This window comes from Halochromatium sp. (assembly GCF_054919635.1).
This window is the reverse complement of sequence record NZ_JBUDPI010000076.1, coordinates 1-12815: the sequence shown is the minus strand read 5'-3', so window position 1 is coordinate 12815 and position 12815 is coordinate 1. Positions and strand designations below refer to the sequence as shown.

Here is a 12815-nt window from a genome sequence, read left to right as displayed (position 1 = left end):
TTCGGCCCGCCCCAGACCCCGATGATGATGAACATCGGGATCAGCATCGCCTCCCAGAAGAAGTAGAACAGGATCGCATCGAGCGCCGAGAAGACCCCGACCATGATCCCCTCCATGATCAGGAAGGCGGCCATATACTGCGACGGTTTGTAGCTGATGACGTCCCAGCCGGCGATAATCACGAAGATGCTGACGAAGGTCGTCAGCAGGATCAATGGCATCGAGATGCCGTCGATACCGAGGTAATAATCGACACCCAGCGCGGGCAGCCAAGGCGAGCGCTCGACGAACTGCATCGCCGCGGTCGAGGCGTCGAAGCCCAGCCACAGCGGCAGACTCACCAGGAAGGTCAAGAGCGCGAACGCCAGCGCGATGCGCTTGGTCAGCTCCGCGTTCTGCTCACCACTTGCAATGACCGCGATGCCGCCAACGATCGGCAGCCAGATCACCAGCGAGAGCCAGGGGAATTCCAATAACATCAGCTGCCTCTCCCGAGTCTTAGAAGGTCACGAACAGGGTCAACAGGACCACCAGCCCGAGGATCATCGCAAAGGCATAGTGGTACAGCAGACCGCTCTGCAGGTAGCGGACCCGAGCGGCAAGCCAGCCAACAGCCTTGGCGGACCCATTGACCACGGCGCCATCGATGAGACGTTGATCGCTCGTGCTCCAGAGAAAGCGGCCAAGGCGTCGGCCGCCGCCGGCAAAGACCCGCTGGTTGAAGTCGTCAAAGCCGTACTTGTCTTCGAGGAGGCGGGTCATCCAGCCGCCCCGCTTCTGCAGGTCCGCATCGATACCGGGATTGCGCTGCTGCAGATACCACCAGAGATAGCCGGCCAGCAGGAGCCCCGCCATCGACAGCCAGAAGGGTGCAGTCTGCATGCCGTGACGGATGAACTCTCGCTGTCCGTGCCAGTGCTCAGCCAGATGATGCAAGGTATCGTGCTCATGCAGGACGGTGATCGCCTCGCCGAGCCAGTCCTCGACCAACAGCGGCTCGATCGTGTACCAGCCGATGAACAAGGACGGAATCGCCAAGGCGATCAAAGGACCGGTGACCACCCATGGCGTCTCGTGCAGATGCGAGCGGGTGTGCGCGTCCATCCGCGGCTTCCCGTGGAAGACCAAGAAGTAGAGCCTGAAGGAATAGAGCGCGGTGACAAAGGCACCCAGGGTCAGGAGAAGATGCGCCAGACCGGCACCGCCGATGTGGGAATGACCCACTGCCTCAATGATCGCGTCCTTCGAGAAGAAGCCAGAGAAGCCGGGGAAGGCGATCAGCGCCAGCGACCCGACGAGCGCCGTGATCCAGGTGATGGGCATCCAGCTGCGCAGGCCGCCCATGTTACGGATGTCCTGGTCGTGATGCATGGCGATGATCACTGAGCCAGCGGCGAGGAAGAGCAGCGCCTTGAAGAAGGCGTGGGTCATCAGGTGGAAGATACCAGCCGCATAGGCCGAGGCCCCCAGGGCGGCGATCATGTAGCCGAGCTGCGACAGCGTCGAGTAGGCGATCACGCGCTTGATGTCGTTCTGCACCAAGCCGACCAAGCCCATGAAGAAGGCCGTCAGGGCGCCGATCACGAGCACGAATGACAGCGCCGTAGTGGAGAGCTCAAACAGCGGCGACATCCGGGTGACCATGAAGACGCCAGCCGTCACCATGGTGGCGGCATGGATCAACGCCGAGATCGGCGTCGGGCCTTCCATCGAGTCCGGTAGCCAGACATGCAGCGGCATCTGCGCCGACTTACCCATAGCGCCGATGAACAGCAGGATGCAGATCAAGGTCATCAGCGAGACGCCGCCGAAGACGGCAACCTGGGTCTCGGCATGCGCGGGCGCCTGTGCAAAGACCTCGGCATAATCGAGCGAGTTGAAGTACATCACCACCGCAGCGATGCCGAGGATGAAACCGAAGTCACCGACGCGGTTGACCAAGAATGCCTTCAGGTTGGCTGAGATCGCCGACTCACGCACCGTATAGAAGCCGATCAGCAGGTAGGACACCAGCCCCACGGCCTCCCAGCCGAAGAAGAGCTGCATGAAGTTGTTGGCCATTACCAACATCAGCATCGAGAAGGTGAACAGCGAGATATAGCTGAAAAAGCGCTGATAGCTGTTCTTGCCTGCCAACGAATTGTCAGGCCAGTTATGGGCGTCATCGGCCATGTAACCGATAGTGTAGATATGCACCATCAAGGAGACGAAGGTCACCACGGCCATCATCAGCGCGGTGAGCCGATCGACCAGGAAACCGATCTCGAAGCGAATGCCATCGGCGACCATCCAGGTGTAGACGGCGCCATTGAAGGCCGGCTCGTCCATCCAGATGAACCGATAGAGCACCCAGAGTGACAGCAGTGTCGAGAGGCCGACGCCAGCGATCGCGACCGAGTGAGCACCTGCTCGGCCGATCTTACCGCCGAAGAAGCCGGCGATGATCGCGCCAAACAATGGCGCCAGCACGATGGTCAGATAGACGGTCTCCATTCAGTAATCTCCGCGCGGTGTCCGGTGGGCTCAGCCTTTGAGCATGTCCAGATCGTCGACGTTAATGGTGCCGCGGTTGCGGAACAGGACCACCAGGATGGCAAGCCCAATCGCCGCCTCGGCGGCCGCAACCGTCAGGATGAAGAAGACAAAGATCTGACCGCTCAGATCACCGAGAAAATGCGAGAAGGCGACGAAGTTCATGTTCACCGAGAGCAGCATCAGCTCGATACACATCAGCAGGATGAGCACGTTCTTGCGGTTCAGGAAGACCCCGGCGACCGAGATCGAGAACAGCAGGGCGCCAAGCAGCAGATAGTCTGAGAGGGCAATCATTCGGACTCCTCCTTCAGCACGGGTGCAGTACCGCCCTGCCCAGGTCGGGGTGCGGCCGGCATCGACACCAGACGAATGCGATCGGGGCCTTTCTTGACGCGGACCTGCTTCGACGCATCCTGATACTTGGTCTCGGGACGCCGACGCAGTGTCAGGCGAATGGCAGCGACGATCGCCACCAGCAGGATCACCGCAGCGATCTCGAACGGATAGAGATAGGTGGTGTACAGATCGAGGCCGAGCTCGGCCGTGTTGCTGTAATCGGCCGGTTGCCCTGGGGGCTTCGCGAATAGGTCAAGCCCGAAGTTGGACGGTCCGAGCACCAGGAAGAGATTCAGCACCATCACTGCGGCGATCAGCAGACCTACCGGGAGATAGCGGATGAACTGTCCGCGCAGCGAGGCGATGTCGATATCCAACATCATCACCACGAACAGGAACAGCACCATCACCGCACCGACGTAGACCAGCACGAGCACGATGCCGAGGAACTCGGCCTCGAGCAGCAGCCAGAGCACAGCACTGGCAACGAAGGCAAGCACCAAAAACAGCACGGCGTGCACGGGATTGCGGCGCGTGACCACCATCCCTGCAGCGAATACGGTTATGGCCGCGAACACATAGAAGAGGAATTTTTCGAAGCCCATGGGATTTCCAGCTGGCTTGTCTGCACACCAGAGCAGCGCTCAAGTGTACAGACAGTCGTTGACAGTCGACAGGCGACGATCTGAGCACCGAACGCTCTCAGACCCTAGGGTCAATCCCTCACGTCGCTCTCGTTGTTAATGATGCAATTTCGCCAATCGTCTCGAGGCCCACGGCCGGGTTAGTCGCTCATCAGCTCGATCATCCGTCCGAGAACCCGTCAGGATTCGGGGCTCGGGCTCATCAGCCGCAGCCCTCAACGATAAGGGGCATCGGCGCTTCGCGCCGCCGCGATCCGGGTCTCGTACTTATCACCAATCGCGAGCAGTTTATCCTTGGTCATGATGTTCTCGCCGCGATTCTCGAAGTGATACTCGTAGATATCGGTCTCGACGATCGAGTCGACCGGACAGGATTCTTCACAGAATCCGCAGTAGATACACTTGAACAGGTCGATATCGTAGCGCGTTGTGCGTCGCGATCCGTCCGCGCGCGGCTCGGCCTCGATGGTAATGGCGAGCGCAGGGCAGGTGGCTTCGCACAGCTTGCAGGCTATGCAACGCTCTTCGCCGTTCGGATAGCGGCGCAGCGCATGCAGCCCGCGAAAGCGCGGCGAGACCGGCGCCTTTTCCTCCGGATACTGGACGGTGAATTTACGCTTGAACAGATAGGTGCCGGTCAAGCTCATTCCGCGGAACAACTCGACGAGCAAGAGGCTACTGAGATAGGTGCGAGCGGCTTGAAGCATGGTTCACTCTATCGGGTATCGGCTGGTTCACTGATGGCCACTGATGGCTTGCCGGGTCCGCCCTAGACGGAAGCCGCAGACCACCAAGGTGGCAGCTGGGCAAGCACTGCAATGGCGACGACGAGAATCCAGACGATTGTGATCGGAATGAACACCTTCCAGCCCAGACGCATGATCTGGTCATAGCGATAGCGCGGAAAGGTCGCGCGCAGCCAGAGGAAGACGAACATGAAGAAGAAGGTCTTGAGCAAGATCCAGATCATCCCTGGCACCCAGGCCGTGGCCTCATCGAGCACCGGAATCCCCTGAAATGGCGAGAGCCAGCCGCCGAAGAACAGCAGCGTCGCGAGCATGGCGATCAACACCATGTTGGCGTATTCGGCGAGGAAGAAGATCGCGAACGCCATGCCGGAATACTCGACGTGAAAACCGGCGACGATCTCGGACTCGCCCTCGGCGACATCAAAGGGCGCGCGGTTGGTCTCGGCAACACCGGAGATGAAGTAGACACCGAACAAGGGCAGCAGCGGCAGCCAGAACCAGGTCAGCAGGCTGCCGGACTGCGCCTCGACGATGGCGCTCAGGTTCAGGCTACCGGCGGCCACCAGCACGCCGACCAGCGCGAACCCCATCGCGATCTCGTAGGCGACGATCTGCGCCGCCGCGCGCATCGCACCGAGCAGCGCGTATTTTGAGTTCGAGGCCCAACCGGCGATGATCACACCATAGACACCGAGCGAGGTCAGCGCGAGCACATAGAGCAGGCCGGCGTTGATATCGGCAAGCACCAAGCCGGCGTCGAATGGCACCACGGCCCAGGCCGCAAGCGCCGGGACGATCGAGATCAGCGGCGCGAACAGAAACAGCCCCTTGTTGGCCTTGGTCGGGACGATGATCTCCTTGACCATCAGCTTCAGCGCATCGGCGATCGGCTGCAGCAGGCCACGCCAACCGACACGGTTCGGACCGATGCGAACCTGGATGTAGCCGATCACCTTGCGCTCTGCATAGGTGTACCACGCCACAACGGCAAGCAACGGCATGACGATCGCCAGGATCGCGATCAGGCTCTGGAGGGGAAGCGGCAGCCACTGCCACAAATCCATCATCTGCGTGCTCCTAATCGCTCGCCTTGCTGATTTGCACCGGACCCATGATTGGCCCCAGCTCACCACTGCCCTCAACCCCTGCCGGGATGCGAGCACAGCCAACCGCGATCCGGTCGTCGATCACGACTGGTATATCGAGGTCGACGCGCTCGCCGTTGGTCGCAACCTGCCCGACCCGCGCGATCGCACCATCGCTAAGCCCCAACGAGGCCGCATCGTCCGGATGCAGCGACAGGGCGAGCGGCTCGGCGAGCGGGGTCCGCTGCAAGGCGGGAGCGCGCCGAGTCAGCGGATCGGTCGCATAGATCGGAACATTGCCAACGCGGAACAGCGCTCCTGACTCCGGCGATCCCGACGCCGAGACGGGTGCGGGCACTGGCCCTTGAAGTTGGTTGTCCGGTGTCAGGTCGCGGCATTCACTCGCGAGCTCGTCGTGAACCTCGCGCGCGCTGTTCTGGGCAAAGCCGGGCAGCTCCATCATGGTGCCAAGCACACGCATCACCTTCCAGCCCGGTCGCGCATCACCAGGCGGAGGAACCGCCCCTTGGAACCGCTGCCAGCGACCCCCCGCGTTGACGAAGGTGCCGGCGGTCTCGGCAAAGGCCGAGATCGGCAAGAGTACATCGGCGACCGCCTCGAGCACAGGATTCTTGAAGGCGGTACAGGCAACGACCTGCTTCGCGGCGCGAAGCGCGGACATCGCCAGGGTCGGATCAGCCAGGTCTCGGTCCGGGTCCAGCCCCCACAACAGGTAGCCCTGGCGCGGATCGGCAAGCATCGCCAAGGCATCCAATCCTGGGCGCGCCGGCGCAGTCCCACCAGCACGCCGATGCGGCAGCGCGCCGGCACACCAGCCGCCAACGCTGTTGGCAGCGGGCGCCAAGAATCCAAGCCGACATCCGGCGGCCGCGGCAACCTCAGCGGCGAGCGCACGCACCAGGCCATAGGCCGGCGCGGACTCGGCCAGCGCACCCAGCAACACCAACCCAGTTCCGGTCTCGCCGGCACGCCGCAGCGCATCAGCGATGCGTCGATGCCGGTCATTGGGCTCGGCGGTCGGGCCATCAACGGGCTTGCCTAGCAAGCGCAGGAGCGCGCGCAGATCGCTGCCCGGGACCGCTGGTGAGGGTGCGAGCTGGATGCTGGCGTGATTGAGATCGACTTCATAGGGGTTCAGCAGCGCAATCGTCGATCCAGACAAGGCGGCCTTGCGCAGGCGATGGGCGAGCAGCGGCTGCTCTTGCCGAATGTCGCTGCCGATCAGCAGGACCGCCTGCTGTTGCTCGAGCTCAGCGATCGGCACACCGAGCCAAGGCAGGCGCGGATCGGCAGCGGAGGCACTGAAGTCCAGCTGTCGCAGCCGGGTATCGATATGGTCGCTCCCGAGCGCCCGGACCAACCGCTGCAGCAGAAACTGCTCTTCGAGGGTCGCCGTTGGCGAGACCAGGCAGCCGAGCTGATCCGGACCTGGTGCTCTGAGGAGATCGACCGTCGCATGCAGCGCTTCCTGCCAGTCGACCGGCTGCCATGCGCCATCACGCTTGAGCATCGGCTCGGTCAAGCGCTCGGGACTGTTTAAGCCTTCATAGCTGAAGCGGTCGCGATCTGAGATCCAGCATTCGTTGACCGCCTCATTGTCACGCGGATGTACCCGCATGACCTTGCCATCACGGATGTGCAAATGGAGGTTGGAGCCGACGCCATCGTGTGGAGCAATGCCCTCATCGGAGGTGAGCTCCCAGGCCCGGGCGGTGAAACGATAGGGCTTCGAGGTCAAGGCGCCGACCGGACAGAGGTCGATGATGTTGCCCGAGAGCTCATGCGAGACGGTATGCTCGACGAAGGTGCCAATGCGCATGTCCTCGCCGCGACCGGTCGCGCCCAGCTCGCGCAGCCCAGCGACCTCGGCGCCGAAGCGCACGCAGCGGGTGCAATGGATACAGCGCGTCATCTCGGTCGCGATCAGCGGACCGAGGTTCTCGTCCTTGACGACGCGCTTGCGCTCGCTGAAACGTGAGACGTCCTCACCGTAGCCCATCGAGACATCTTGCAGCTCGCACTCGCCACCCTGATCGCAGATCGGGCAATCCAGCGGGTGGTTGATGAGCAGGAACTCCATGGTGCCGCGCTGGGCGTCGAGCGCCTTCTTTGAGCGCGTCAGCACCTTCATGCCATCGCCAACCGGCGTCGCACAGGCCGGGATCGGTTTCGGGAACGGCCGCCCGCCCTGCTCCGCCTCGACCAGGCACATGCGGCAATTGGCGGCGATCGAGAGCTTCTCGTGATAACAGAAGCGGGGGATGGGAATACCCTCGCGATCGGCCACCGCGATGATCATCTCTCCGGGCATCGCCGAGCAGACGCGGCCGTCGATCTCAAGGGTAATCTTGTCGTCCGACATCGCTGTAGATCTACCTGCTGTCGTTGCGTCGCAGCGTCATGAGGATGAAGCAAGGATCGGCGCGCATCGGTGCACCGCTCAGGCTGCCTTGGCCTCGACCAAGGGACGTCCGTGCTCGACCAGGAACTCGAACTCGGATCGATAGTGCTTCAAGAAGCTCTGCACCGGCATGGCCGCCGCATCACCCAACGCACAGATGGTGCGCCCCCCGATGCGACCGGCGACGTTGTCGAGCAGATCCAGATCCTGCGGTCGGCCATTGCCCGCGAGCATCCGATCGAGCACTCGGGCTAGCCAGCCGGTCCCTTCGCGACAGGGCGTGCATTGACCGCATGACTCATGGGCGTAGAAATGCGAGAGGTTCGCCAGCACCCTCACCATGCAGGTCCCTTCGGCAATGATGATCACCGCCCCGGAGCCGAGCATGGACCCAGCCTTGGCGATGGAGTCGTAGTCCATGTCGGTGCGCATCATCACATCGCCAGGGACCACAGGCACCGATGATCCGCCTGGGATCACCGCCTTCAGCGCGCGGCCGCCGCTGACCCCGCCAGCCATCTCGAGTAGGTCGCGGAAGGCTGTGCCGAGCGGGATCTCAAAGTTGTCCGGACGCTCAACATGGCCGGTGACCGAGAACAGCTTGGGCCCACCGTTGTTCGGCCGCCCCTGCTCGAGGAACCACTTGCCGCCCTTCTCCAGGATCACCGGCACCGAGGCCAGGGATTCGGTGTTGTTGATCGTGGTCGGCTTGCCGTAGAGGCCGGCCTGGGCCGGGAACGGCGGCTTGAAGCGAGGCTGGCCCTTCTTGCCCTCGAGCGATTCGAGCAGCGCCGTCTCTTCACCGCAGATGTAGGCGCCAGCGCCCAAATGCGTATAGAGATCGAAATCGATCCCGGAGCCGAACAGGTCCTTGCCCAGCAGCCCTGCTGCGTAGGCCTCCTCCAACGCGCCGTCGAAGCGGGCGGTCGGCTCGTAGAACTCACCACGAATGTAGTTGTAGCCGACGGTCGCACCGATGCAGTAGCCGGCGATCGCCATCCCCTCGATCAGCTGATGGGGGTTGTAGCGCATGATGTCGCGGTCCTTGCAGGTGCCGGGCTCGCCCTCGTCCGAGTTGCAGACGATGTACTTCTGGCCCGGCTTGTTGCGCGGCATGAAGCTCCACTTGAGCCCCGTCGGGAAGCCGGCGCCACCGCGTCCGCGCAGGGCCGAGAGCTTGATCTCTTCGATCAGCGACTCGGGCGAGGGCTTCTCGCGCAGGATGCGCTCCCATTGCACATAGCCGCCGACGCTGCGATAGCTGTCAAGGGTATGTCGCACCTGGGGATCGAGGTGCATGGTGCGAAAGCAAACGGTATTCTGGTTCTCAGCCATAGGTCGCGCGCGCTCAGTCGAGGTCGTCGATGATCTTGTCGATGGCCTCCGGCGTCACGCACTCGTGGTAGGCCTTATCGACCATCACCGCGGGCGCGTGCCGGCAGGCACCGAGGCATTCGAACTCCTTGAACGTGAGCTTGCCATCGGCTGTGGTGCCGCCCGGCGCTACGTTGTACTTCTTTTCGATGTGGTGCATCAGCTCCTCGGCACCACCGAGCATGCAGGAGACGCTGTTACAGACGCAGATCTTGTGCCGGCCGACCGGCTCCAGGTCATACATCGCATAGAAGGTCGCGACCTCATAGACCGCGGTCTCCGGCATGTCGAGATAGGCGGCCACCTGATCCATCAGCTCGGTGGTGAGCCAGCCGCCGTTGTGGTCCTGCACCAGGGTCAGCGCCGGCATCACCGCCGACTGTTTCCACTCGGGCGGATACTTGGCGACGTGCTTGTCGATCTCGGCACGCAGCTCCGCTGTGAGCAGCGTCTCCTTGTCGGCATCATGTATGACCGCGAGCGGTGTATTGCGAAAACTCATCAGCGGTCGATCTCCCCAAACACGATATCCATGGTGCCGATGATCGCCACCACGTCAGCCAGCATGTGCCCCTTGGCCATCTCATTCATCGCGGCGAGGTGCGGGAAGCCGGGCGCCCTGACCTTCAACCGATACGGCTTGTTGGCGCCATCGGAGACGATGTAGCAGCCGAACTCGCCCTTGGGCGCTTCCACTGCGGCATAGACCTCGCCGGGCGGCGGGCAATAGCCCTCGGTGAAGAGCTTAAAGTGGTGGATCAGCGCCTCCATGTCGTCCTTCATGCCGATCCTGGTCGGCGGCACCACCTTGTGATCGTCGACCATCACCGGACCCGGATTCACGCGCAGCCAATCGATGCATTGCTTGATGATGCGATTGGACTGGCGCATCTCCTCGATGCGCACCAGGTAGCGGTCGTAACAGTCGCCGTTCTGGCCGACCGGGATATCGAAGTCGACCTGGTCGTAGGCCGCGTAGGGCTGCATCTTGCGCAGGTCCCACGCGATTCCGGAGCCGCGCAGCATCGGGCCGGTGAAGCCGAGATTCTTGGCCCGATCGGCGTCGACCACGCCGATGCCGACGGTGCGCTGCTTCCAGATGCGGTTATCGGTGAGTAGGGTCTCGTACTCGTCGACCAGCTTTGGGAAGCGCTCGCTGAAGTCCTCGATGAAATCGAGCAGCGAGCCACTCCGCGGCTTGTTGAGCCTGCGCATGGTGCCCTTGCCGTGCCACTTGGAGCCTTCCTCGGCGAAGCGCGGCATCTGCTCGGGCAGATCGCGATAGACACCGCCGGGGCGATAGTAGGTCGCGTGCAGGCGTGCACCCGAGACCGCCTCGTAGCAGTCCATCAGGTCCTCGCGCTCGCGGAAGCAATAGAGGAAGACGCTCATCGCTCCGACGTCGAGCGCATGCGCGCCGAGCCACATCAGGTGATTGAGGATACGCGTGAGCTCGTCGAACAGGGTGCGGATATATTGCGCGCGAATCGGCGCCTCGACCCCGAGCAGCTTCTCGATGGCGCGGACATAGCCGTGCTCGTTGCACATCATCGAGACGTAGTCGAGCCGATCCATGTAGCCGATCGACTGATTGTAGGGCTTCGACTCGGCGAGCTTTTCGGTCGCGCGATGCAGCAGACCGATATGCGGATCGGCGCGATCGATGACCTCGCCGTCCATCTCCAGCACCAGGCGCAATACCCCGTGCGCGGCAGGATGCTGCGGACCGAAGTTCAGCGTGTAGTTGCGAATCTCAGGCATTGGCTGCGTCCTTGGCACCGGTCACGGCCGGATGCTCGTCACCGAGGTAGCGGCTGTCGTCGCGGATGACCTTGGGCACCAGCACCCGCGGCTCGATCTCGACCGGCTCGTAGACCACGCGGGCTTGTTCGGGATCGTAGCGCATCGCGACATGGCCGCTGAGCGGGAAGTCCTTGCGGAAAGGATGGCCGACGAAGCCGTAGTCGGTGAGGATGCGGCGCAGGTCTGGGTGGCCATCGAAGAGGATGCCGAACAGATCGAAGGCCTCGCGCTCGAACCAGTCGGCCGCGGACCAGATCGAGACCACCGAGGGCACCATCGGCTGGGCGCCGCCGGCACGCACCACCAGACGCAGGCGCCAGTTGTGCGCGAGCGAGAGCAGATGGTAGACGACGGCGAAGCGCTCTGGGTCATCGGTCTCGAGCTCGAGGTCGCGGTCGACGCCGCGGCCGAAGCCGAACTGCGACGGCTCGGTGGTCGCCCATTCCGAACGGCCGTAGGCCGCGTAATCCACCCCACAGAGGTCGATCAGCTGCTCAAAGCTGAGGTCCTTGTCGTCTCGCAACCGCGTGCAGACCTCAAGCAGCGCCGTCGGCGGCAGCTTCAACGTCAGCTCACCGCGATCTGCACTCAGCTCAGCACCCGCGTCAGCAAAGCCTTCGCTCAAGCGGGTTGCGAGCATGTCAAGCCGGGAGTCGCCGGTGGTGATGGTCGGATCAGACATAGGTTCGCTGGATAGACTACGCCGAACGTTAAGGGTCAGCGCGCAATGGTGTTGGTGCGCCGGATCTTGTTTTGTAGCTGAAGGATGCCGTAAAGCAATGCCTCAGCGGTTGGCGGACAGCCGGGCACATAGACATCGACCGGCACGATCCGATCACAGCCGCGCACCACGGAATAGGAGTAGTGGTAGTAACCACCCCCGTTGGCGCAGGACCCCATCGAGATCACCCAGCGCGGCTCGGCCATCTGGTCATAGACCTTGCGCAAGGCGGGCGCCATCTTATTCACCAGCGTGCCGGCGACGATCATCACGTCGGACTGGCGCGGACTGGGCCGAAAGATGATGCCAAAGCGATCCAGGTCATAGCGGGCCGCACCAGCGTGCATCATCTCGACCGCGCAGCAGGCCAGCCCAAAGGTCATGGGCCAGAGCGAGCCGGTACGTGCCCAGTTGATGAGCTTGTCGGCAGTGGTGGTGACCACGCCTTCTTCGAGAATACCTTCGATACCCATGGAAGCCCCCTAACTCAGCGATTCCAGTGTTGCGATAGCATGCATGCGATCATCGGTCATTCCCAGTCGAGCGCGCCTTTGCGCCACTCGTAGATGAAGCCGACGACGAGCACAGCTAAGAACACTGACATGGCGAGTAGTCCTGCTGTTCCAAGCTCCTCGAGCACGACCGCCCAAGGAAACAGGAAGGCAATCTCGAGATCGAACAGGATGAAGAGGATTGCGACCAGGTAGTAGCGCACGTCGAACTTCATCCGCGCGCTCTCGAAGGCCTCGAAACCACATTCGTAAGGGGCGTCTTTCTCCGGGTCGGGGCGGCGAGGTCCGAGGATCATCCCGAGTACCCGAGGCGCAAAGCCGATGAGAATCGCGACAACCAGGAAGATCAAGATATGAAGATAGTCTTCTAGCATCCGGCGGCGACTCCAAAAACTTGGTCGTTTTACGCGACGAAAACCCGCTGTATGCTAGTTCAGGCACCCCAAGCTGTCAACCTCTCAAAGCAACGCAATCTAATAGGATTCAATTACTTAGGGGTCTTACAGGCAAATAAAAAGGCGGTCCTGCTGCCAGGTACCGCCTTTCTTTCGTTATTGGTGCCGACGGCCGGACTCGAACCGGCACGGCTTGCGCCACTGCCCCCTCAAGACAGCGTGTCTACCAATTCCACCAC

12 protein-coding genes and 1 pseudogene are annotated in these 12815 nt (G+C 62.3%); all 13 read right to left on the bottom strand.

The features are described from left to right. Positions 1 to 479 (bottom strand): annotated as a pseudogene (locus ACY693_RS06850) (NADH-quinone oxidoreductase subunit M); the annotation flags it as partial. Positions 480 to 498: 19 nt separating this feature from the next. Next, complete coding sequence (gene nuoL, locus ACY693_RS06845) at positions 499 to 2493, bottom strand: NADH-quinone oxidoreductase subunit L (protein ID WP_462321084.1); 1995 nt, start codon at positions 2491 to 2493, stop codon at positions 499 to 501. A 30-nt stretch (positions 2494 to 2523) separates the two neighbouring features. Further along, positions 2524 to 2829, bottom strand: a complete 306-nt coding sequence (gene nuoK / locus ACY693_RS06840; protein WP_462321083.1) for an NADH-quinone oxidoreductase subunit NuoK — start codon at positions 2827 to 2829, stop codon at positions 2524 to 2526. Further along, positions 2826 to 3476, bottom strand: coding sequence for an NADH-quinone oxidoreductase subunit J (locus tag ACY693_RS06835; RefSeq protein ID WP_462321082.1), 651 nt, complete (start codon positions 3474 to 3476; stop codon positions 2826 to 2828). The genes nuoK and ACY693_RS06835 overlap by 4 nt, the downstream gene beginning before the upstream one ends. A gap of 254 nt (positions 3477 to 3730) precedes the next feature. Beyond that, positions 3731 to 4222, bottom strand: coding sequence for an NADH-quinone oxidoreductase subunit NuoI (nuoI, locus tag ACY693_RS06830; RefSeq protein WP_462321081.1), 492 nt, complete (start codon positions 4220 to 4222; stop codon positions 3731 to 3733). A gap of 62 nt (positions 4223 to 4284) precedes the next feature. Further along, entirely contained in the window at positions 4285 to 5331 is a 1047-nt protein-coding gene (nuoH, locus tag ACY693_RS06825) for an NADH-quinone oxidoreductase subunit NuoH (protein ID WP_462321080.1), read from the bottom strand. 10 nt (positions 5332 to 5341) lie between these two features. Further along, positions 5342 to 7732 carry an NADH-quinone oxidoreductase subunit NuoG gene (gene nuoG, locus ACY693_RS06820; protein WP_462321079.1) on the bottom strand — a complete coding sequence of 797 codons (2391 nt, stop codon included), beginning with the start codon at positions 7730 to 7732 and terminating at the stop codon, positions 5342 to 5344. A 78-nt stretch (positions 7733 to 7810) separates the two neighbouring features. Then, the gene (gene nuoF, locus ACY693_RS06815) at positions 7811 to 9106 is read right to left on the bottom strand and encodes an NADH-quinone oxidoreductase subunit NuoF (protein ID WP_462321078.1); all 1296 of its coding nucleotides are present in this window, start codon (positions 9104 to 9106) and stop codon (positions 7811 to 7813) included. Between the two features lie 13 nt (positions 9107 to 9119). Beyond that, positions 9120 to 9647 carry an NADH-quinone oxidoreductase subunit NuoE gene (gene nuoE / locus ACY693_RS06810; RefSeq protein ID WP_462321077.1) on the bottom strand — a complete coding sequence of 176 codons (528 nt, stop codon included), beginning with the start codon at positions 9645 to 9647 and terminating at the stop codon, positions 9120 to 9122. Continuing rightward, the gene (locus ACY693_RS06805) at positions 9647 to 10906 is read right to left on the bottom strand and encodes an NADH-quinone oxidoreductase subunit D (protein WP_462321076.1); all 1260 of its coding nucleotides are present in this window, start codon (positions 10904 to 10906) and stop codon (positions 9647 to 9649) included. Before ACY693_RS06805 ends, nuoE begins: the two co-directional genes overlap by 1 nt. Continuing rightward, on the bottom strand, positions 10899 to 11630 hold the full coding sequence (locus ACY693_RS06800) for an NADH-quinone oxidoreductase subunit C (RefSeq protein ID WP_462321075.1): 732 nt from the start codon (positions 11628 to 11630) through the stop codon (positions 10899 to 10901). The genes ACY693_RS06805 and ACY693_RS06800 overlap by 8 nt, the downstream gene beginning before the upstream one ends. Before the next feature lie 35 nt (positions 11631 to 11665). Further along, complete coding sequence (locus ACY693_RS06795) at positions 11666 to 12142, bottom strand: NuoB/complex I 20 kDa subunit family protein (RefSeq protein ID WP_200247712.1); 477 nt, start codon at positions 12140 to 12142, stop codon at positions 11666 to 11668. A 56-nt stretch (positions 12143 to 12198) separates the two neighbouring features. Then, the gene (locus tag ACY693_RS06790) at positions 12199 to 12555 is read right to left on the bottom strand and encodes an NADH-quinone oxidoreductase subunit A (protein WP_462321074.1); all 357 of its coding nucleotides are present in this window, start codon (positions 12553 to 12555) and stop codon (positions 12199 to 12201) included. Positions 12556 to 12815: the final 260 nt, after the last annotated feature.